Annotated in this window: 18 protein-coding genes; 10 read left to right on the top strand and 8 right to left on the bottom strand. The window is 68.0% G+C overall.

Annotated elements, in window-relative coordinates; genetic code table 11:
• Positions 1-142: 142 nt before the first annotated feature.
• From NO876_RS06170 to NO876_RS06160, 3 genes are all read right to left on the bottom strand, one after another.
• Positions 143-907 (bottom strand): VOC family protein, encoded by a 765-nt coding sequence (locus tag NO876_RS06170; RefSeq protein WP_256420807.1) that lies wholly within the window; start codon positions 905-907, stop codon positions 143-145.
• Positions 908-992: 85 nt separating this feature from the next.
• On the bottom strand, positions 993-1,451 hold the full coding sequence (locus tag NO876_RS06165) for a TIGR04206 family protein (RefSeq protein ID WP_256420942.1): 459 nt from the start codon (positions 1,449-1,451) through the stop codon (positions 993-995).
• Between the two features lie 52 nt (positions 1,452-1,503).
• Positions 1,504-2,616 carry an OBG GTPase family GTP-binding protein gene (locus NO876_RS06160; RefSeq protein WP_256420806.1) on the bottom strand — a complete coding sequence of 371 codons (1,113 nt, stop codon included), beginning with the start codon at positions 2,614-2,616 and terminating at the stop codon, positions 1,504-1,506.
• 152 nt (positions 2,617-2,768) lie between these two features.
• Here NO876_RS06160 and NO876_RS06155 point away from each other — a divergent pair, with 152 nt between their 5' ends.
• From NO876_RS06155 to NO876_RS06115, 9 genes are all read left to right on the top strand, one after another.
• Positions 2,769-3,134, top strand: a complete 366-nt coding sequence (locus tag NO876_RS06155; protein ID WP_256420805.1) for a DUF7541 family protein — start codon at positions 2,769-2,771, stop codon at positions 3,132-3,134.
• 78 nt (positions 3,135-3,212) lie between these two features.
• Positions 3,213-3,662 carry a DUF6684 family protein gene (locus NO876_RS06150; RefSeq protein WP_256420804.1) on the top strand — a complete coding sequence of 150 codons (450 nt, stop codon included), beginning with the start codon at positions 3,213-3,215 and terminating at the stop codon, positions 3,660-3,662.
• Positions 3,663-3,840: 178 nt separating this feature from the next.
• Complete coding sequence (locus NO876_RS06145) at positions 3,841-5,628, top strand: cbb3-type cytochrome c oxidase subunit I (protein WP_256420803.1); 1,788 nt, start codon at positions 3,841-3,843, stop codon at positions 5,626-5,628.
• Between the two features lie 318 nt (positions 5,629-5,946).
• Positions 5,947-6,255, top strand: coding sequence for a DUF7520 family protein (locus tag NO876_RS06140; protein ID WP_425601464.1), 309 nt, complete (start codon positions 5,947-5,949; stop codon positions 6,253-6,255).
• A 77-nt stretch (positions 6,256-6,332) separates the two neighbouring features.
• Positions 6,333-7,604, top strand: a complete 1,272-nt coding sequence (locus NO876_RS06135; protein ID WP_256420802.1) for a Single-stranded DNA binding protein — start codon at positions 6,333-6,335, stop codon at positions 7,602-7,604.
• On the top strand, positions 7,601-9,370 hold the full coding sequence (locus NO876_RS06130; RefSeq protein ID WP_256420801.1) for a hypothetical protein: 1,770 nt from the start codon (positions 7,601-7,603) through the stop codon (positions 9,368-9,370). Before NO876_RS06135 ends, NO876_RS06130 begins: the two co-directional genes overlap by 4 nt.
• Positions 9,371-9,439: 69 nt before the next feature.
• Positions 9,440-10,213: a metallophosphoesterase gene (locus tag NO876_RS06125; RefSeq protein ID WP_256420800.1), complete on the top strand. Its 774-nt coding sequence runs from the start codon at positions 9,440-9,442 to the stop codon at positions 10,211-10,213.
• 133 nt (positions 10,214-10,346) lie between these two features.
• Positions 10,347-10,472: a hypothetical protein gene (locus tag NO876_RS06120; RefSeq protein WP_256420799.1), complete on the top strand. Its 126-nt coding sequence runs from the start codon at positions 10,347-10,349 to the stop codon at positions 10,470-10,472.
• Between the two features lie 66 nt (positions 10,473-10,538).
• Positions 10,539-13,394 carry a DEAD/DEAH box helicase gene (locus tag NO876_RS06115; RefSeq protein ID WP_256420798.1) on the top strand — a complete coding sequence of 952 codons (2,856 nt, stop codon included), beginning with the start codon at positions 10,539-10,541 and terminating at the stop codon, positions 13,392-13,394.
• 6 nt (positions 13,395-13,400) lie between these two features.
• Here the strand turns inward: NO876_RS06115 and NO876_RS06110 are convergent, their stop codons facing one another.
• Positions 13,401-15,647: an AAA family ATPase gene (locus tag NO876_RS06110; RefSeq protein WP_256420797.1), complete on the bottom strand. Its 2,247-nt coding sequence runs from the start codon at positions 15,645-15,647 to the stop codon at positions 13,401-13,403.
• Between the two features lie 101 nt (positions 15,648-15,748).
• Between NO876_RS06110 and NO876_RS06105 the strand changes: the two genes are divergently transcribed.
• On the top strand, positions 15,749-15,883 hold the full coding sequence (locus tag NO876_RS06105) for a DUF7128 family protein (RefSeq protein ID WP_256420796.1): 135 nt from the start codon (positions 15,749-15,751) through the stop codon (positions 15,881-15,883).
• A gap of 30 nt (positions 15,884-15,913) precedes the next feature.
• Here the strand turns inward: NO876_RS06105 and NO876_RS06100 are convergent, their stop codons facing one another.
• From NO876_RS06100 to NO876_RS06085, 4 genes are all read right to left on the bottom strand, one after another.
• Positions 15,914-16,765, bottom strand: a complete 852-nt coding sequence (locus tag NO876_RS06100) for a DUF7524 family protein (protein WP_256420795.1) — start codon at positions 16,763-16,765, stop codon at positions 15,914-15,916.
• 64 nt (positions 16,766-16,829) lie between these two features.
• Entirely contained in the window at positions 16,830-18,362 is a 1,533-nt protein-coding gene (locus NO876_RS06095; protein ID WP_256420794.1) for an FGGY-family carbohydrate kinase, read from the bottom strand.
• Positions 18,363-18,470: 108 nt separating this feature from the next.
• Positions 18,471-19,808 carry an ABC transporter substrate-binding protein gene (locus tag NO876_RS06090; RefSeq protein WP_256420793.1) on the bottom strand — a complete coding sequence of 446 codons (1,338 nt, stop codon included), beginning with the start codon at positions 19,806-19,808 and terminating at the stop codon, positions 18,471-18,473.
• Between the two features lie 131 nt (positions 19,809-19,939).
• On the bottom strand, positions 19,940-20,716 hold the full coding sequence (locus NO876_RS06085) for an ABC transporter ATP-binding protein (RefSeq protein WP_256420792.1): 777 nt from the start codon (positions 20,714-20,716) through the stop codon (positions 19,940-19,942).
• Positions 20,717-20,902: the final 186 nt, after the last annotated feature.

The raw sequence follows: 20,902 nt of genomic DNA, 5'->3' as shown, positions 1-20,902 counted from the left end.
CGAATAAATCCCTTGTCGTTCCGTGCGTCCCCACCGACAGACCGCGTCAGCGCCCGCCGGTCGCGACGCGTCAGCAACACGCCGGCGGGACGTGTCGGCTACGGCACTTCGACGCCGAGAGCGGCAGTCAGCCGTCTCGTTATCAGGGTTCCAGGATCTCGATCTCGTGGCCGTCCTGGTCCCGCGTGAAGGCGTACCGGTCGTCGCAGGCGGCGGGGTCGCGGTAGTCGTCGGCCTCCCGCTCCATCAGGGTCTCCCAGTAGTCGTGGAGGTCCTCGGCGCGCACGCAGAGGTGCCCCCACGCGTCGCCCATCGTGTACGAGCGACCGTCGTAATTGTAGGTGAGTTCGACGGTCATCGCGGCCTCGGAGGCGCCCGCGGGCTTCATGAAGTAGTTCGCGAACGTGTCGGACTCCCAGCGGCGGGTGTACTCGTACTCGAACTTCCGGGTCCAGAAGCCGAGCGCCTCGTCGGCGTCCTCGACGCGGATCATCGTGTGATCGAGGCTCCACGTCGGCAGGTCGGGGTCGCGCTGGACGATCTCGACCTCGTGGCCGTCGGGGTCCGTCACGAACGCGTAGCGGCCGCCGCAGGACTCGGGGTCGCGGTAGTCCTCGACGCCCTCATCCATCAGCTGTTCGTAGTGATCTTCGAGTTCGCCCTCGGGGACGCGGACGGCGATGTGACCCCACGCGTCGCCCATCTCGTAGGTCCGTCCGTCGTGGTTGTACGTGAGTTCGAGCGTCGCGCCCTCCTCGTGCATCTCCTCGGGCCCGAGGTAGACGTTCGTGAACGTGTCGGCCTCCCAGCGACCCTTCTCCTCGTAGTTCAGGTGCGTCGTGTACCACTCCAGGGACGTTTCGAGGTCTTCGACGCGCATCATCACGTGATCGAGTACTCCGGACATACGCGAGGAGTCGGTCGCCGCGATCAAAAAGGGTGCTGAAGCGCGGTCGGGAGTGGGTTCGGGTTCCGAACCGGGATCGCTCGGGTCAGGAGTCCGGATCGATCGACGCGCGGACCGCCGGCCAGTAGCACCACCACGCGACAGCGAGCAGCGCGACCGATCCGACTGGCCACGCCGTGCGGGTCGGCTGGAGGGCGAACCCCCACGCCAGTTGCAGCTGGGCGACGGCCGCGACGACCAGCAGGCCACCGGTGACGCGCGGGTCCTCCCGTCCGAGCAGCCAGCCCGAGGCGGCGCTGGCGAATGCGAGCACGTACAGCACCACCGACAGCGGCCACGCGAGGATGTACTCCGGAAGTCCGCGCGTGTACACGAAGAGGAAATCGGGGAGCGTGGTCACCGACGGCGGGTTCGTGTTGAGCAGCCCCCACGCGAACAGGAACGTCGCGTCGCGCCCGGAGAACACCTGCACCGACCAAGGAACGAAGAGGAGCGCGAGCAAGAGTACGACGGTCCCGGCCGACGAGTGCGACCCGGGAGCCACGCGGGCGAATCGAGGCCGTTCGGGAGGCGTGCGCTCTGCGTCGACGGCCGACTCACTTCCGCGAGACGACACGGAGGATGTCCTCGTCCTGTAGTTCGTGGTCGCGGCCGACCTGCTGCTCGTCGTGTTTCGCGCTCGAGCCCGTGACGCGGGCGAACCGGAAGCGTTCGTCGAGGGTCCCCCCCAGTTTGCGGAGGGCGTCGTCGACCGTGTTCTCTCCTTCCATCAGGACCAGCGGTTCCTCGTAGTCGACGCCGCGGCCGGGCTTGTCCATGTACACCCGGATGAGCCCCAGCGCGTCCCAGAGTTCCTCTTTCAGCGCGTCGAGGCCCTTCTCGGCCTCGGCGCTGATGAAGACCGCGTCGTCGGGATCGACGCCCACCTCGCGGAGGTCCTCCTCGACGGTCGGGAGGTAGTCGCGATCGATGAGGTCCGCCTTGTTGACGGCGACGATCGACGGCAGGTAGACGCGGTTGTCCATGATGGCGTCGATGAGTTCGTCTATCGTGACGTCGCCGCGGACGGTCACGTCGGCGTTGACGTAGCCGTGTTCGCGGAGGACGCCCGCGATGGTGTCCTCATCGAGGTCGACGTCGTCGGCGGTCGTCACGTGAATGCCGCCTTTGCCCCGTTTGGAGATGGTGACGCTCGGCGGTGAGGTGTCCAGTCGGATCTTGTTGTTGTACAGTTCCTGACTGAGGCGCTCGTAGCGATCGATCTCGAAGACCGAGAGGAGGAAGACGACGAGGTCGGCGGTCCGGACGACAGAGAGGACCTCTTTCCCGCCGCCGCGTCCGCCCGCAGCGCCCTCGATGAGTCCCGGAACGTCGAGGATCTGGATGTTCGCGCCGTTGTGCTTCAGCATCCCCGGGTTGACGTCGAGCGTCGTGAACTCGTACTCGCCGACCTCGCTGTCGGCGTTGGTGAGCGCGTTGATCAGCGTCGACTTCCCGACGCTGGGGAAGCCGACGAGCGCGACGGTCACGTCTCCCGTCTTCTCGACCGCGTAGCCGTGACCGCCGCCGCTCCCGGACTGGTTTTCGAGTTTCTCTTTCTTCTCCGCGAGCTTCGCCTTCAGCCGGCCGATGTGCGCCTCGGTCGACTTGTTGTACGGCGTCTCAGCGATCTCCTCGCGGATCTCCTCGATCTCTTCCTCCAGTCCCATCGTGTTACCGTTCGGCTATCTGCGTCGAAAAAGGTGTTCTTTCCGAGCGGGCCCGCGGGTCGCGTGGGGACGTCGCTCCCGCGTCCGGGGCGACGCGCCGAACAGGTCGAAAAATCGAAGCCCTTTGTAGCTCTCGGGACGTACAGCCGGTAATGGACGCAGAACCGGGGCTGTCGGAGCAGTATCGAATGGCGAGTCCGTGGCCGCTGTTCATCGCGCTGGGCATCCCGATCGCGGAGCTCGGCATCCTCTTCAGCCTGTTCCCGATCGCGGTCGGCGGGCTCCTCCTCTTCGGCGGGAGCGTCGCCGGGATGGCCACCGAGTCGGGCTACGCGAAGACGCCGTGGCGCGGCCTGATCGGCGTCGCCGCGCCGCTCGCCGTGCTGGGGCTGGCGTTTATGTTCACCCGCATCGGCCTCCCGAACCGGGGCTTGGCGATCGTCGCCGCCGCCGTCATCCTCGTCGCCGCCGGCGTCGCTGGTATGCTGTTCAGCCCCGACCGCGAGCCAACGTACTGAGTTCACCGTCGGCTGCGATCCGTTCGGCGCCGCCCGCGAACCAACAACCTATTTGATTCTCCGCCGGAACGGGCAGGTATGGCGAACAAGATCTTCGATCGGGACACGCTGCTCGACCTCACGGTCAACGTCGTCCCCCTGTTCATCATCGCGTTCTTCGTCGTCGCGTTCGCGGTGCTCTCCCCGTTCGGAATCGACCCGCTCGCGTCGTCGATCCAGTTCGGACTGCTGGCCGTTCCGTTCGTACTGCTCGCGATTCTCACGTACTTCGCGGGCCGAGCGGTCGCCGGCAGCGAACAGTCGGGCGAGGTCTATCTTCCCGGACAGGCGGGCGTCAGAGGCGCCAAACCGCTCGAAGAGGACCACGGACCGGCGGCGATAGATCCCGAATCGACCGACGACGCTCCGGAAGTCGAGGGCGATGGCGAAGACGATGCCGACGGTGACGCCGAAGACGATGCCGACGGTGACGCCGAAGACGATGCCGACGGTGACGCCGAAGACGATGCCGATACCAAAGACGCCTGATCGGTGGCGGTGACGTATAGATCATAAAAGGCCTTTTGCCGAACGATCTTCCGCGTCGTTCGAAAGAGCCACACGCCAGTGAAACGAACGGTCGTGACTTCTATCGTCCGTTCGCGATCGCTGGACCCGGCCGCGTCGTCCCGAACCTTTCATTACCTTTCGTTCCTCAGAGTTGCCTATGGAGGTCAACGGACAGCTCGCACTGACGGTGCTTATGGGGCTCTTCCTCGTCGCCGTCGCCGCGTGGCTCGCGCGGGTCGAAAACTGGCGCTCGTACACCCCCGTCGCGGGTGGCGGTGCCTTCGGGCAGAAGGACAGCTACGGTTCCGAAGAGAAACCATCCGGCGTCATCCGGTGGCTGACGACGGTCGACCACAAGGACATCGGCATCCTCTACGGTGCCTACGGTCTCATCGCGTTCGCCGTCGGCGGCCTGATGGTCGTCGTGATGCGGATCGAACTCATCGATCCCGGGATGTCGCTCATCTCGAACACGTTCTACAACTCGCTTCTGACGAGTCACGGCATCACGATGCTGTTCCTCTTCGGGACGCCGATTATCGCGGCGTTCTCGAACTACCTCGTTCCGCTGCTCATCGGCGCGGACGATATGGCGTTCCCGCGGATCAACGCCATCGCGTTCTGGCTGCTCCCGCCCGCAGCGCTGCTCATCTGGGCGGGCTTCTTCCCGCTGCCGGACGTCATTCCGGCACAGACCGCCTGGACGATGTACACGCCGCTTTCGACCGGTGCCGGTGCGGGTAACCAGGCCAACGCCGGCGTCGACCTGATGCTCTTGGGCCTGCACCTCTCTGGCGTCTCCGCGACGATGGGGGCGATCAACTTCATCGCGACCATCTTCACCGAGCGCGGCGACGACGTCTCCTGGGCGAACCTCGACATCTTCTCGTGGACGATCCTCACCCAGTCGGGGCTCATCCTGTTCGCGTTCCCGCTTCTGGGCAGCGCGATCGTGATGCTGCTGTTCGACCGCAACTTCGGGACGGCGTTCTTCTCCGGCGAGGGCGGCGCGATCCTCTGGCAGCACCTGTTCTGGTTCTTCGGTCACCCCGAGGTCTACATTCTCGTGTTACCGCCGATGGGGATCGTCAGCTACGTCATCCCGCGGTTCTCCGGGCGTCGGCTCTTCGGATTCAAGTTCGTCGTCTACTCCACGCTCGCGATCGGCGTCCTCTCGTTCGGCGTCTGGGCGCACCACATGTTCGCGACCGGGATGGACCCGCGGCTCCGCGCCTCGTTCATGGCGGTCTCGCTCGCGATCGCGATACCGAGCGCGGTGAAGACGTTCAACTGGATCACGACGATGTGGAACGGCCGGGTCAGGCTCACCACGCCGATGCTGTTCTCGGTCGGCTTCGTCTCGAACTTCATCATCGGCGGCGTCACCGGCGTCTTCCTGGCGTCGATTCCGGTGGACCTCGTGCTCCACGACACCTACTACGTCGTCGGGCACTTCCACTACGTCGTGATGGGCGCGATCGCGTTCGCCGGCTTCTCGGGACTGTATTACTGGTTCCCGCTGTACACCGGCCGGATGTACCAGAAGACCCTCGGGAAGGCCCACTTCTGGCTGTCGATGATCGGGACGAACATCACGTTCTTCGCGATGATCCTGCTCGGATACGGCGGGATGCCGCGCCGGTACGCGACGTTCCTCCCGCAGTTCGCGACGCTGCACCAGCTCGCGACGGTCGGCGCGCTGCTCCTGCTCGTCGGGCAGATCATCTTCGTCTGGAACTTCGTCCAGTCGTGGCTGGAGGGCCCGGAGATCGAGGACGGCGACCCGTGGAACCTCCGGCAGTCCGGCCTCTACACCGCCGAGTGGGACTGGTTCGACCAGAAGCAGCAGACGGCGATCGCCGACGGCGGCGACCCCGACGACGAGACCGCACTGACGGACGGCGGTCACGTCGACGAACCGGCGGACGACCGCTCCGACGCGTAAGTCGGAGCCGAACACGTCTGTCTCGACCGCTCTGTCCGACGATTCGTTTTTGTTCGACGCCTCCTGCGCGCCGGTCAGCATCAGAAATCGTCGATAGCCGACGCTGCCGGTCCTTGCGATCGCTGACGGTAGTCGACGGGCTCAGATCGCGAGAAAGAGGCCGGTAGCGAACATCAGTATCGCGATCGCTCCGAGAACGACGCCCAGCAGGTCTGTATCGCTCATACGTCTCGTTCGTGGTGTGCGCTCAAAGGTGCGTCGGTCACCGGGTCGATCGGAGAGCGGGTGGCTTAACCGCGTCCGCACTACAAAGCCGACGTGAGCGAGACTACCGATCCGGCCGAAGGCGACGACCAGCCACCGGGGGGTTCGCGCCCGGGACTCGCGGGACCGCGTCTCGTCGTCGGCCTGTACGTCGTGCTCGTTCTCGTCACCGCGACGGCGGGATTCCTGATCGCGACGTTCGTCGAGGGCCTCCGACCGCCGCGCTTTCTCTTTCTGGTTCCCTTCCCGGCGACGCCGCTCGGCTTCGCCGCATACGGCGGCCTGACGCTCGCCCTCATCCTCGGAATACCGCTCGCGCTCGTCGTCCTCGTGTCGCGGCGGATCGACGACGAACCGGCGTGACTGGCGACGGGGGTACCGCTTCGGAGATCCCGACTCGGCGACCCTTTTTATCCCAGGCGGCTGTAGGTTCGACGACGATGGACGTAGACGAACACGCCGAGGAGCTCGCCTCCGCCCTCGGGGTTGACAAAGCGGAGGTTCGATCCGACCTGGAGAACCTGCTGTCGTACAGCGTGCCGATCGACGAGGCCAAACAGAGCATCCGCCGCAAGCACGGCGGCGACGGTGGTGGCGACGCGACGCCGACGACCAAGGACGTCGCTGACGTCACGCCGGAGGACGGGAACGTCACCGTGACTGTGCGGGTGCTCTCGGTGGGCCAGCGATCGATCCAGTACCAGGGCGAAGAACAGGTCATCCGCGAGGGAGAGTTCGCCGACGAGACCGGGACGATCTCCTACACCGCGTGGGAGGACTTCGGCTTCGAGCCCGGCGACTCGATCACCGTCGGCAACGCCGGCGTCCGCGAGTGGGACGGCCGGCCCGAACTGAACGTCGGCCAGTCCTCGACGGTCGCCGTCGAGACGACGCCCGTCGAGGTCCCCTACGAGGTCGGCGGCGACTCGGATCTCGTCGACCTCCGGTCGGGCGACCGCGGCCGGAACGTCGAGGTGCGCGTCCTCGAATCCGAGGAGCGCGTCATCGACGGCCGCGACGGCGAGACCGCGATCCGCTCGGGCGTCGTCGCCGACGAGACCGGGCGGCTCCCCTTTACCGACTGGAAGGCCCGCTCGGAGCTCCGAGAGGGCCACGACTTCCGGTTCGAGGACGTGTACGTCCGGGAGTTCCGCGGCGTCCCGCAGGTGAACCTCTCGGAGTTCACGACGGTCACGCCGCTGGCTCGGGACGTCGCGGTCGACGACGAGGCCCCGCGGATGGGCATCGCCGAGGCGGTCGGTTCCGGCGGCCTCTTCGACGTCGAACTCGTCGGCAACGTCCTCGAAGTCCGCGACGGATCGGGACTCATCGAGCGCTGTCCGGAGTGCGGGCGCGTCCTGCAGAACGGGCAGTGCCGGAGTCACGGGGACGTCGAGGGCGAGGACGATATGCGCGTGAAGGCGATCGTCGACGACGGCACCGGGACCGTGACGGCGGTCCTCGACCGCGAACTCACCGAGGAACTCTACGGCGGAACGATGGAGGAGGCGATGACGGCCGCGCGCGACGCGATGGACAAGGAGGTCGTCGCCGACGAGATCCGCGAGCGCATCGTCGGCCGGGAGTACCGCGTCCGCGGGAACCTCTCGGTCGACGACTACGGCGCGAGCGTCGAGGCGAGCGAGTTCGAGCGCGCGACGGACGATCCGGGGGCGCGTGCCACCGCCCTGCTCGCGGAGGTGCGCTCGTGAGCGACGCGCCCCAGGGGCGGGAGGTGGCTCGCCGCCTCTTCGCCGCCGAGTTCGACGACGCGACGCTGTCGTACTCGGAGGGCGACGACGAGCGCGCGCCGAACTACGTGGTGACCCCGACCGGCGCGCGCGTCAATCGGCTGTTCGCCGTCGGCGCGCTCACCGAGGTCGAGCAGGTCAACGAGGAGATCGTTCGCGGGCGGATCGCCGACCCGACCGGCGTCTTCGTCTCTTACGCCGGCCAGTACCAGCCGGACGCGATGGGATTCCTCGATCGGGCCTCCCCGCCGTGCTTCGTCTCGCTGACCGGCAAGGCCCGGACGTATCAGCCGGAGGACTCCGATCGGATCTTCACCTCGGTGCGTCCGGAGAGCATCAACGAGGTCGACGCCGACACGCGCGACCGCTGGGTCGTGGCCGCGGCGGAGGCGACGCTCGAACGCGTCGCGACGACCGCCGCGGCGCTGGAACTGGACGTCCGCGGCGACGATCTGACCGCGGCGCTGGAGTCCCGCGGCGTCGACTCCGCGCTCGCACAGGGCGTCGCGCTCGCGGTCGATCACTACGAACCGACCGAACACTACCTCGAAGGCGTCAGGTCGATGGCCGTGCAGGCGCTCGAGCTCGTCGCCGGCGAGCGCGACGCCGTCGAAGCGCCGACCGCGTCCCCGAACGACCCGGGATCGCGGGAACTCGGCCCGCTGCCGGCAGTCTCCGCGTCGTCTGCGGCGCCCGGTGACGCGGCCGCGGCGGTGTCTGTGAGCGACGGGACGTCGACTGGGGACGCGGCCGCCGCCCCCGACTCCCCGAGCAGCGGGGAGGCGATCGACGACGCGAGCGCGACGGACGAGAGCGCGGTTGATTCCACGGAAGGCCGCTCGGATGACGTTGCGACCGAAGCCCCGCCCGCGGACAGCGGGGGGGAGACACCGTCTCCGGACGTCGCCGGCGAGAGCGACGCTGACTCGTCGAGCGCCGTCGCCGGCGAGAGCGAGTCCGAAGCCGGGGATACGGCAAGCGACGTCGAAGATTCGGCGATCGATGCCGGATCGACGACGTCCTCCGGCGAATCGGCGTCCGTCGAGTCGGATTCGGCATCCGACGACGTCGACGGTGAGTCGCTCGCGGACGGCTCCAGGGATTCCGCCGATGCGGAAGCCGGCGGCCTCGGCGACTTCGGAGCCGAGACGGGGAACGACGCGACTGAGGCCGCAACCGGCATCGCCGACGACGAGATGTACGAACTCGACGAGGAGGAGCGCGCCGAGATCGAGGCCGAGTACGGCACGGAGTTCGAGACCGGTAACGAGGTCGACGACCCCGGCGAGGCCGACATCGACGTGCCCGACGTCGACGAACTGGAGTCAGAGCTCGACGATGAAGCCGTCGGTGCGACCGCGGACGGAGACGAGTCGGGCGTCGAATCCGACTCGACGGACGACGCCGGAACAGTCCCGGATGACCCCGAAACAGCCGTAGACGACCCCGGAACCGCTTCGGACGCTGTCGACGCCGGATCAGACGCCATCGACGCGGAGCCAGACACGAGCGCCGGCGAACCGGCCGCCGACGTCGACCTCGAAGACGCCGCCGTCTCCGTGATGGCCGACCTCGACGACGGCGACGGGGCCGACCGCGAGGCCGTCGTCGCGGCCGTCGTCGAGGAGTACGGCGCGGATCCCGACGACGTCGCCGAGGCCATCCAGGAGGCGCTGATGAGCGGGAAGTGCTACGAGCCCAACGAGGGGACGCTGAAGTCGATCTGAGCCGTGCTCTCCCCCGACCCTGAGGTCTCGGAGTCGGCTGCGGGGCCCGCGGATCGGTCCGATCCACTCGTGGAGCCGGTTCCCGGCGAACCCGCCGCAGTCGCCCGACTCGGGAGCGAGCGCGCCCTCGTCGTCGCCGACTATCACGCGGGCATCGAGGCCGGGCTGCGGTACGAGCGTGGCGTCGAACTGGAGAGCAACGCCGCAGTCCGGCGGGTCCGGCTGCTCGGCCTCCTCGACCGGATCGATCCCGATCGGCTGGTCGTGCTCGGCGACCTGGGTCACCGGATCGGCGGATCGGCGGACGAGGAGGGCGACGAACTCGACGAACTCCTCGGAGCGGTGCTCGACCGCGTGCCCCTGACGCTGGTCCGGGGCAACCACGACGCGGGCGTCCCGGCGCGGTTCGAGTCGATGGACGATGACTCGTTACTCGTCACCGACAGCGGCGGCGTCAGACTGGGCCGGGTCGGATTCGTCCACGGTCACACCTGGCCAGCGCGCGAGGTCGTCGAGAGCGACGTCGTCTGCGTCGGGCACGAACATCCCGCCGTTCGGCTCGAAGACAGCGTCGGCGGCGGGCGGAAAGAGCGCGCGTGGCTCCGCGGGCCGCTCCGTCCGGAACCGTTCGCCGAACACCTGGGTCTCGACGTCGACGACCTCGACTGGCGAGCGCCAGAGATCATCGTGTTTCCGGCGTTCAACGACCGCTCGGGAGGTACCTGGGTGAACGTGGACGGACAGGGCTTCCTGTCGCCGTTCCTGCCCGAAGCCCTCCGCGGAGACGAGACGGAGGCGTTCCTGTTGGACGGAACGCGACTGGGTCCGTACCGTTCGGTCTGACCCGCCAGCTACCGGCGCGTCGATGTCGTCCGTATCAGACCGCGCACCGGTCACGAATCAGAGCGCGTACAGGACCGCGATGGACGGCCGCGACCGACGTTTTGTTTTTCTATATCCGGCGGAAATAACGAGTATGCGAACTTCGACGAAAGTGATGCTGGCAGGTGGGCTGCTGTTCGTGCTCCCGCTTCCGGGAACCTTTATCGGCGGAGCGATCGTCATCGCTGCCGGCGTCGTGCTTAGGTTTCTCGGGGAGTGATCCCCACGGACCGTCTCTCTCCGATCGAACGCTGCGCTTAATCCGCTCGCGCCGGTAGTACCTTCGATGCCAGAGGGCGCGTCGAAGGGGATGGATGCGTTTACCGCGCTCGGGGAGTCGGTACGAGCGGCGCTGTCCGACCGCGGCTTCGAGACGCCGACGGAGCCGCAGCGCCGCGCCATCCCGCCGCTTTCGGCCGGGAAGAACGCGCTCGTGATCGCGCCCACCGGGACGGGCAAGACGGAGACGGCGATGCTCCCCGTCCTCGATGCGATCGTCCGCTCGGATCCGGAAGCGCGCGAGGGGCTCTCCGCGCTGTATATCACCCCGCTGCGGGCGCTGAATCGCGATATGCGACAGCGCCTGGAGTGGTGGGGTGAGACCCTGGATATCGAGATCGACGTCCGCCACGGCGACACGACCCAGTACCAGCGCGGCAAGCAGGCCGACGACCCGCCGGACGTGCTGGTGACGACGCCCGAGACGCTGCAGGCGATGCTGACGGGGAAGAAACTCAGGCGCGCGCTCTCGGACGTCCGCCACGTCGTCGTCGACGAGGTCCACGAACTGGCCTCCGCGAAGCGCGGCGCGCAGTTGACCGTCGGCTTAGAGCGACTGCGGGCGCTCTCGGGGCCGTTCCAGCGGATCGGCCTCTCGGCGACCGTCGGGTCGCCCGAAGAGGTGGGGAAGTTTCTCACCGGAAACAGGGGGTTCGAGATCGTCGAGGTCGACGTCGGCAGCGACGTCTCGTTCACCGTCACACGTCCCGAGATCACGCCCGAGGACGAACAGCTAGCCGGCAAGCTCGCCACCGACGACGAGATCGCGAGCCACGTCCGGGTGATTCGAGACGTCGTCCGTGAACACGAATCGACACTGGTGTTCGTGAACACCCGCCAGACAGCCGAAGCGCTCGGATCGCGGTTCAAGGCGCTCGACGAACCGATCGAGGTCCACCACGGGTCGCTCTCGAAGGACGTCCGGATCGACGTCGAGGACCGGTTCAAGTCCGGCGACCTCGACGCGCTCGTCTGCACCTCCTCGATGGAACTCGGCATCGACGTCGGCCGCGTCGATCACGTGGTCCAGTACGGAAGCCCCCGCGAGGTCTCGCGGCTCCTCCAGCGCGTCGGCCGGGCAGGCCACCGCCGCGACGAGGTCTCCCGGGGGACCCTGGTCACTTCTTCCCCGGACGACACCCTCGAAGCGCTCGCGATCGCCCGGCGCGCGGAGGCCGGCGAGGTCGAACCCGCGCGGATCCACCACGCCAGCCTCGACACCGTCGCCAACCAGATCGTCGGTATCGTGATGGACGAGGGTGAGGTGTCGGCACGGCGGGCCTACGACATCGTGACCGCGGCGTACCCCTTCGCTGATCTGGAGAAGGAGACGTTCCGCGAGGTGGTGCGGGAGCTCTCGAAGAACCGCCTGCTGTGGCTGGACGAAGAGGCCGACCGACTGGAGAAGTCCGGCGGCACCTGGCAGTACTTCTACGCCAATCTCTCGATGATCCCCGACGAGGAGACCTACGAGGTCCACGACATCTCCTCGCGGGGACAGATCGGCACGCTCGACGAGCGCTTCGTCGTCAACTTCGCCGAACCGGGCGCGGCGTTCGTCCAGCGCGGCGAGATGTGGCGGATCAACGACATAGACGACGAGGAGGCGCGGGTGAACGTCACGCCGATCGAGGACCCGAGCGGCGAGGTCCCCTCCTGGACCGGCTCCGAGATCCCCGTCCCGGCCGCCGTCGCCAACGAGGTCGGCGAGATCCGCGAGGTCGCCGCCGGGCAGTTCGAGAGCGACGCGTCGCGGGCGGCCGTCGCCCGCGACCTCCGATCCCGGTACCCGACCGATACGGAGACGGTCGAATCGGCGCTCGATCCGATCGAGCGGCAGGTCGAGGCGGGACATCCGATCCCGACGGCCGACAGACTCGTCGTCGAAGGACAGGCCCGGCAGGTCGTGCTGAACAGCCCGTACGGCCACCGCGTCAACGAGACGCTGGGTCGACTGCTCGCCGCGCTCGTCGGTCAGCGCACCGGCACGTCGGTGGGAATGGAGATCAGCCCCTACCGGATCGAACTGGAGGTCTCCTCGCGGGCGTCCGCCCGCGACGTCGTCGAGGTACTGGAGACGACCGATCCCGACCACGTCGAGGCGGTGCTCGAACTGGCGCTCAAAAACTCCGACGCGCTGAAGTTCACGCTCGCGCAGGTCGCCGCGAAGTTCGGCGCGCTCAAGCGCTATCAGGGGCGGGAGCGATTCGGCGCGGATCGGCTGCTCGCGGCCCTGGAGGACACGCCCGTCTACGACGAGGCCGTCCGGGAGGTGTTCCACGTCGACCTCGCCGTCGAGGAGACGGCGAATCTGCTCGACCGACTCCGCGACGAGGAGGACCCCCTCTCGCTCGAAACCGCCCGGGAACGGACGCCGATCGGGGTCGACGGCCGCTCCAGCGGCCGCGAACTGCTCGTCCCCGAGAACGCGGACGCGAGCGTGATCGAGGCGATCGAAGAGCGGATTCGGAACGACCGCGTGCGCCTGCTCTGTCTCCACTGTTCGGCGTGGGAACACACGACGAAAGTGCGTCGCGTGCGCGAGCAACCGGAGTGTCCGGAGTGCGGGGCGACCCGGGTCGCCTGCCTGAACCCCTGGGACGAGGAGACGCCCGCGGCGGTCCGGGCCGACCCCGACGAGCGCGACAGTGAGCAAGAGCGCCTCGTCGAGCGCGCCTACCGCTCGGCGAGCCTCGTACAGAGCCACGGCAAGCAGGCGGTGATCGCCCTCGCCGGCCGCGGGGTCGGCCCGCAGACGGCCGCTCGGATCATCGGGAAACTCCGCGAGGACGAGGCCGACTTCTACCGCGACATCCTCGAACAGGAGCGGCAGTACGCGCGGACGCAGTCGTTCTGGGACTAATCCGACTTATCCCCCCGACGGCCCGACCGCCTCCAGTGCCGCCTCGAAGTCGTCCCTCGAAATGACCACCTCGTCGGCGTGCTCGTTGGCGGTCTCGCCCTCGTAGGCCGTCGCGACGCGCTCGATCGCGCGCATCGCCGCCTCCCGGACCACGGCGGCGACGTCCGCGCCGGAGTACCCGTCGGTCGACGCGGCGAGTTCGTCGCGGTCGATGTCGTCCGCCAGCGGTTTGCCGTCGAGGTGGACGTCGAGGATCTCCCGGCGGGCCGCCTCGTCGGGCTCGGGGACCTCGATGTGCGATTCCAGCCGGCCGGGTCGCAAGAGCGCGGGGTCGAGCGCTCCCCGTCTGTTCGTCGCGGCGAGAACGACCAGGTTCGGGTGATCGGCCAACCGGTCGAGTTCGGTGAGGAGCTGGGAGACGACGCGCTCGCCCACGCCGGAGTCGCCGCCCGCCGCGTCCCGGTTCGTCGCGACGGCGTCGATCTCGTCGAAGAAGAGGATCGCCGGCGCGGCCTGCCGCGCGCGCTCGAACACCTCTCGCACCGCCTTCTCGGATTCGCCCACGTAGCGGTCCAGCAGTTCGGGTCCGGCGACCTGGACGAAGTTGACGCCGCTCTCGCCGGCGATGGCGCGGGCGAGAAGTGTCTTTCCGGTCCCGGGCGGGCCGTACAGGAGCACGCCCGTCGGCGGGTCCGCCTTCGCGGCGTCGAACAGCGGCCCGTACGTCAGCGGCCACGTCACGGCGCGTTCGAGCGTCCGCTTCGCCTCGTCGAGGCCGCCGACGTCGGCGAACGTCGTCGTCGGCGACTCCGCGACGTACTCCCGCATCGCCGAGGGTTCGACCGCGGCCATCGCCGCCTCGAAGTCCGCGCGGGTCACTTCCAGGTCCGTGATCGGGGCCGCGGCGTCGGCGCGCCGTCCGCGGCGGAGCGCGATCATCGCCGCCTCCGTCGACAGCGATTCGAGGTCCGCACCGACGAACCCGTGCGTTCTCGCGGCCAGTCGGTCCACGTCGACGTCGTCGGAAAGCGGCATCCGCCGGGTGTGGACGTCGAGGATCTCTCTTCTTCCCTGCTCGTTCGGGACGCCGATCTCGATCTCCCGGTCGAAGCGGCCGCCGCGGCGCAGCGCCGGATCGAGCGTGTCCACCCGGTTGGTCGCGCCGATGACGACGACGTCGCCGCGGGCGTCCAGGCCGTCCATCAGCGAGAGCAACTGCCCGACGACGCGGTTCTCCACGTCCCCGCCGTCGTCGCGCTTGCTCGCGATCGAGTCGATCTCGTCGAAGAAGACGATCGCCGGCGCGTTCTCGCGGGCGTCGGTGAACTTCTCTCTGAGTTTCTCCTCGGATTCGCCCTTGTACTTCGACATGATCTCCGGGCCGGAGACGTCCACGAACGTGGCGTCGACCTCGTTGGCGACGGCCTTCGCGATGAGGGTCTTGCCGGTCCCCGGCGGGCCGTGCAGCAACACCCCCTTCGGCGGGTCGATCCCGAGGTGGGCGAACACCTCCGGTTCCGAGAGCGGGAGTTCGATCATCTCTCGCACGAGATCGAGTTCCTCGTCGAGACCGCCGATGTCCTCGTAGGTGACCGACACGCCGCTGTCGGAAGTGGCCACTCCGCCCGTGCCGCTGCTTCCGCCTCCACTCCCGCGACGGCCTCGTCCGCCCCCGTCGGCGTCTCCGGATCCGCTGCCGCCGCCGGATCCCCGAACCCCCTCGGAGATGGAGGAGACGACGCGACTCAACCGTCCCTCGCGACTCAGTCGAAGTTCCGTGTCGTCGGTGACCCGGACCATCCCCTCCGGAACCGTCTCCGAGACCACGAACGGGTCGTCGCTCAGCGTCTCGAAGTGGATCTGCCCGCCGGGCTTGATCGGCCGGTCGCGGATGGCTCGCTTGATCAACTCGACCGCGCGGTCGTCGTCCGCGAAGGCGACGTCCTCGGGCATCGACAGCGTCACCGAGTCGGCGTCGTCGACGTCGACCTTCCGGACTCTGACAGTTGAGCCGATCTTCGCGCCGGCGTTCGTCCGCGTGTCGGCGTCGACGAGGACGACGTCGTTCGGGACGTCCCCGCCGGCCGGCCACACCTTCGCCACGGTCTCTCTCTCGCCGGCGACGACGACGGTGTCGCCGCTCAGGACCCCCAGGCGTCGTCGCGCCGGTTCGGGAAGCCGAGCGATGCCGCGCCCGGCGTCCCGCTTTTCGGCCCCGCGAACGGTCAGTTCGAGGGCGTCGTCCGCGCTCATACCCCCGCTTCGGCTCGCCCGGTCTTTTGTCTTGCCCGCGCGAGCGAGAACGTCGACGCAGCGGGGGAAGGGTTTTGAGTAGTGACAACGTGCCTCACGATATGGTATCGACCGTCGAACGGGACGGCCAGATCTGGTACGAGTGCGAGGAGTGCGGCCTGCTGCTCGACGACGAGGCCGACGCGAAGGCCCACGAGGAAAACTGCGATGCGGAGGACCCCTCGTACCTCCAGTAAGGAGCGCGATCCGTGAAAAACGGCCGAGCGCTACGCGAGGAGTAACCACCCGGCGACCGCGACAGCCCCCGCGACGACGGCGGCGACGACGACTGCAAGCAGGGGCTCGCCGACGACGGCGATCACGCCGACCCCGACGACCACTGCGACGGCTGCCAGCGCGAGGAACGTGAGCGCCTCCGGTGACTCCCGCCAGGCAGAGACGGCGCTGGGAAGCGCTTCGAGACGGGCGACGTCTCTCAGCCCGCCTCGTGCGGGGTGAGGACTCGAACGGCCCGCGGTTGCACTGACCGTCGATCCTGTCGAGGAGTCCGCGGAGCCCCCTTCGCCCGACGTCGCCGCGGACCTGTTCGTCGCCGCGGACCTGTTCGTCGCCGCGGGTGCCCCGTTCACCCCTGATCGATCCGGCGTCGCGGCTCCGTTCGGTTCCGTCCCGTCGCTCGACACTGCCTCCGTTCCCGACGGTTTCGTCGGTCCCCGCGCGGGACCTGCCGCGTCGCTCTCGCGTTCCCCCGAGTCGGCGTGGCTGTTCCGCGCTCGCCCGGCGTCTCCCCCCCGACTCGACTTCGGGACCACGGTGAGATCGACGTACGCCTCCTCCGCGCCGTACCCCGATACGATCTTGAGCCGACCTGTGCGTGGCTCGCGGTTCGGGCGGACGCCGACCGGGACCCGCTTTCTCGCGCCCGCTTCGACGAAGTGGTTCACGTCGTCGAGCCGTGCGACGCGCGAGAGGTCGTCGTCGAGGTGGAGGTGGACGTGGGCCGCGCCGCCATCGTTGCGGAGTTCGACGTGGAACGGCCCCTCTGCAGTGAACGACTCGGGGACGTCGATGGCGTGGACGGTCTCGCGGTTCAGTTCCACCCGGAGCGATTCTGACACGTCGATGACAACGAAGCCGACGAGTAAAAGCGTTCAGGTGGGCGGGAAACCCGTACTGACGGCGTCAGTCCGTCGCTTCCGGATCGACAGAGCGCAGCCGGTCGTACGTCTCGGCCCGTCGAGACCACACGGGCCTTATGTCAGAGCGCACGTCGGCGAAGAATTCGTACAGTTCCGTGTACTGCTCCGTCCGTTCGGCTCTCGGCTCGTATCGGCGGTCGATCGTGACCATCTCTTCGACGGCCGTCTCCAGTGACGGATACGCTTCGCGGGAGAGTGCCAGGAGGACGGCCGCACCCTTCGCACCCGGTTCCGAACTCGACGGGACGACCACGGGGGCGTCGAGGCAGTCGGCGAGTAGCTGACACCAGAGGTCCGAGCGGCTCCCGCCGCCGCTCGCCGTCACCGTCGTCGTGTCGGCGGGCAGGTGTTCGACGCAGTCTCGAACCGCCATCGAGAGCCCCTCGTAGACCGCCCGAACCATCTCTTCGGTTCCGTGCTCGGGGGTGAGCCCCAGGAACTGCCCCCGCGCGTTCGGATCGACGAACGGACCGCGTTCTCCGCTGGCGCTCAGATACGGATGGTACACGACCCCGCTGCTTCCCACCGGAGCCGGCGCGGCGACGTCCTCCAGGTCAGCGACGCTCGCGTCCCCCGCGAGCGTCTCGGCGGCCCACTCGAGACTCGGCGTGCCGGCGTTCGAGCCGATCGCGTACGTCCACAGCCCCTCCGTTCCCAGACTCATCTGGATTCCGGAGGTCTCCGGCTGCGGCCCGTCGACGAGCACCTGATGCGTCAGCGACGTCCCGAGAGTGACCGCGGTTCCGCCCGTCGCCGCGGCTCCGCTGCCGATAGCCGACGCGGGAACGTCGAAGGTACCGGACACGACCGGCAGTCCGCTCTCGAGACCGGTCGCGTCGGCGGCGCGTTCGGTGATCGTCCCGACGACTTCGGTCGGAGCCGCCAGCCGAGGGAGCAGCGCCTCGGCCTCCGGAAGCCCCACCAGTTCGAACACCTCTTTCGCGTAGCGCTCGGTCGACTTGTCCAGGTATGGCACGGTCGCCTCGCTGTGGTCGAGGGTCCGCTCTCCGGTGAGTTTGTACTTCAGCCAGTCCTTACACGAGAGGATCGTGTCGACCCGATCGTACGCCGTTGGTTCCTCGCGGGCCAACCAGGCGAGCAGCGGGAGGCTCATTCCCGGGTAGGGCGCCGATCCGCACTGTGCGACGATGTCGTCGAGACGGCCGCTTTCCGCCCATTCCTCGAGGACGCCTGCGGCGCGGCTATCCGACCAGAGTACGGCGTTTCGAACGGGGGTACCCCCCTCGGTGATCGCCCAGAGGCCGTCGCCCTGTCCGGTGACGCTCACGCCGAGCGGCTCGGCTCCGTCCGGGAGCGCGGCGCGAACCTCGCGGAGCGTCGACGCCGTCCGCTCCCACACCGTCGACATCTCCTGTTCGACCTGTCCCGGCGCTGGCCTGATCGTCCGCGTTTCGCGCGTCGCCTTCGCCAATTCGGTACCGTCAGTATCGAACGCGACCGTCTTGATCGTCGACGTTCCGGCGTCGACGGCCAGTAGGACCTCTCGTTCACTCATAATTACGGATCGTGCGTTTGTTCGTGTCGCCGCTGCGTCGTTCGCCTCTCCATACCCGACGTGGAGCCGGTATCTCCCAGGCCGCGTCCAATAGCCGTGACCGCGGAGTTAGATACTACAGCCCGTCGTCTCGCACGGTCGCACGGCCTCCGCTCCGGACACCTTGTTCAGTAACTCGACCGCCGGCATCTCGTCGCCCTCGACGACCTGGCCGGTCCAGACGGGGTTGACCGCCTGGTGGTCGCACTCCCGGAACGGCGTCGTCCCGAGCGCGGTTGTCACGTCGAGTCCAGCCAGCGTCTCTCTGACCGTCGTCGGATCGCTCGTGCCGGCCTCCTGAATTCCCCGTGCGGTCATCCGGATCATATCGTACCCGACACGGGCGAAACTCCCCGGGACGCCCTCGTACTCGTCGCGATAGCTCTCGACGAACTGCCGGTTGTCTCCGGTCTCGAGTTTGTGGTTGTACAGCGTCGACGAGTAGGCACCGACCGCCGCGGACCCAAGCGCCTGTCGGCTCACCTGTGCGAAGATGGCCGTTCCGATGACGTCCACCTCGTCCGTCAGGCCGGCGTTGTCCGCCTGCTTCATGAAGTTGATCAGGTCCGCGCCGGTGTCGGGGACCGCGAGCACCTCCGCCTCGGAGTTCGAGATGCCGCTGATCTGCGGCCCGTAGTTTGTCGTTCCCTTGTCCGGCATCGTCCGTCCGACGACGTCGATGTCGAACCCGCGGGCCTCGATCCGTCGCTCGATCTGGGAGACCGCCGAGTTGCCGTAGGCGTCGTCAGTCGTGTGAAGCCACAGGTTCGTGCCGAGTTCCTCCGCGACGAAGTCGACGAGTCCGGCCATCTGCTGGGCGGCGTTCGTCTCCGTTCGGAACGTGTTCGCGTTGCAGTTCTCGCCCGTCAGTTCGATGGTTGCGGCCCCGGATGTGTACACGACGTCGCGGTCGCTCACGTAGTCGGCGACCGCGAGCGCGACGGAACTCTCGAGCGCCCCCGCGACGTAGGTGGCCCCGTCGTTCTCGACGACCTGCTGGGCCCGCTGGAGGCCGGTCGAGGGGTCCGTCTGGGTGTCCTCGTACACCGGGTCGATCGTGAAGTCGAACTCGTCGCTCTCGTTGACGTATCGAACACCGAGTTCGGCACCCTGTCGCTGAGCCTCGCCGAGCGGTGCCGACGGGCCGCTCGTCGGAACCAGCACGCCGACGGTGACGCTCTCGGGCGTCGACGTCCCGGTATCGTCCCCGTCAGTCGTCGGCTCGGCGGTGGATCCGCCCTCGGACTCGGTCTCGGTGGTTCCCCCCTCGCCCGTTTGCTGGATGCAACCAGCAGTCCCGAGCGCCGCCGCGAGCGCGCCGCCGCCCAGGCATCGCAGTGCTCTTCGCCGCCCCACGCCGCCTCCGCCGGGCGACGTCTCGCTGCCCTCCGTGTCGTGTCCGTCCATACCACTCGCTATTGAGGTCTGATATAAAACAATACGGACTGCGGTCCGGGTCCTCGTTCCCGGATCGTCGGGGCAGTGCGGTGCCCCGGTGGAGTGCGGCCGAGTGGGACCGGGTCAAACGGCTTCTGCGGTCAGTGATCGACCGTGCCGTCCAGGGTGACACCCAGATACCTGTTGAGCGTCTCCTCGTCGGCCGCGAGCGCGCTGCTCGTGCTCTCGTGGACGATCCGCCCGTTCTCCACCACGTACACGTAATCACAGACGTCGAGGGCCATCTGGACGTTCTGCTCGACGAGCACGACGGTCATTCCCTGCCGCCGCAGGGTCTCGATCGTCTCGACGACGCGTTCGACCACGTACGGCGCGAGACCCTCCGTGGGCTCGTCGAGCAGGAGTGTCCGGGCGTTGCTGACGAGCGCCCGTCCGATCGCGAGCATCTGCTGTTCGCCGCCGCTGAGCGTGCTTCCGGCCGCCGTCTGGTCGTTCGCGAGGTTCTCGAAGGTGTCCAGCACCTCTTCGATGTCCCACCCGAACGACCCGTCTGCCCCCCCGAGTTCGGCGAGTTCGAGGTTCTCACGAACGCTGAGGCCCCCGAAGATCCGACGCTCCTCGGGGACGAGCGCGATCCCACGTTGGACGGTCTCTTCGGGGCCGAGATCGGTAATGTCCGAGCCCTCGTAGGTGATCGTCCCCGAACGCGGCGTAATGGTTCCCGTGATCGCCCTGAGCGTCGTCGTCTTGCCCACGCCGTTCCGGCCGACGAGTCCCACGACTTCGCCGTCGCCGACGTCGAAGTCGACGCCCTGCAACACGGTCGTCGCCCCGTATCCCGCCGTCACGTCCTCGACACGGAGCAGCGGATCGTCGAGCCGTCGGGGCTCCGGCCGCGGAGTCGCCTCGCGCGTCATTCAGCGTGCCCCCACGTTGCCATCCAATCTCTCCTCCACGTTGCCATCCCGAGTCTCCTCCGCGTTGTCATCCAGTGCGTCTTCCACGTTGCCATCCCGAGTCTCCTCCGCGTTGTCATCCAGAGTCACCACCACGAGTCGGCGTTCTGCGCGTCCACCCGGACGCAGATCTCGCGTCACTGCCGA

The organism is Halobellus rarus, assembly GCF_024494595.1.
GTDB classification, from domain to species: Archaea; Halobacteriota; Halobacteria; order Halobacteriales; family Haloferacaceae; genus Haloquadratum; species Haloquadratum rarum.
The sequence above is the reverse complement of the archived record's forward strand: the minus strand, read 5'-3'. Positions and strand labels throughout refer to the sequence as shown.

What these genes read in the sequence shown, in the direction of transcription:
- NO876_RS06090 (WP_256420793.1), bottom strand. Translation starts at nt 19,808, where the DNA reads ATGGACGGACACGACACGGAGGGCAGCGAGACGTCGCCCGGCGGAGGC.
- NO876_RS06110 (WP_256420797.1), bottom strand. Translation starts at nt 15,647, where the DNA reads ATGAGCGCGGACGACGCCCTCGAACTGACCGTTCGCGGGGCCGAAAAG.
- NO876_RS06115 (WP_256420798.1), top strand. Translation starts at nt 10,539, where the DNA reads ATGCCAGAGGGCGCGTCGAAGGGGATGGATGCGTTTACCGCGCTCGGG.
- NO876_RS06105 (WP_256420796.1), top strand. Translation starts at nt 15,749, where the DNA reads ATGGTATCGACCGTCGAACGGGACGGCCAGATCTGGTACGAGTGCGAG.
- NO876_RS06085 (WP_256420792.1), bottom strand. Translation starts at nt 20,716, where the DNA reads ATGACGCGCGAGGCGACTCCGCGGCCGGAGCCCCGACGGCTCGACGAT.
- NO876_RS06155 (WP_256420805.1), top strand. Translation starts at nt 2,769, where the DNA reads ATGGACGCAGAACCGGGGCTGTCGGAGCAGTATCGAATGGCGAGTCCG.
- NO876_RS06120 (WP_256420799.1), top strand. Translation starts at nt 10,347, where the DNA reads ATGCGAACTTCGACGAAAGTGATGCTGGCAGGTGGGCTGCTGTTCGTG.
- NO876_RS06170 (WP_256420807.1), bottom strand. Translation starts at nt 907, where the DNA reads ATGTCCGGAGTACTCGATCACGTGATGATGCGCGTCGAAGACCTCGAA.
- NO876_RS06095 (WP_256420794.1), bottom strand. Translation starts at nt 18,362, where the DNA reads ATGAGTGAACGAGAGGTCCTACTGGCCGTCGACGCCGGAACGTCGACG.
- NO876_RS06135 (WP_256420802.1), top strand. Translation starts at nt 6,333, where the DNA reads ATGGACGTAGACGAACACGCCGAGGAGCTCGCCTCCGCCCTCGGGGTT.
- NO876_RS06160 (WP_256420806.1), bottom strand. Translation starts at nt 2,616, where the DNA reads ATGGGACTGGAGGAAGAGATCGAGGAGATCCGCGAGGAGATCGCTGAG.
- NO876_RS06150 (WP_256420804.1), top strand. Translation starts at nt 3,213, where the DNA reads ATGGCGAACAAGATCTTCGATCGGGACACGCTGCTCGACCTCACGGTC.
- NO876_RS06145 (WP_256420803.1), top strand. Translation starts at nt 3,841, where the DNA reads ATGGAGGTCAACGGACAGCTCGCACTGACGGTGCTTATGGGGCTCTTC.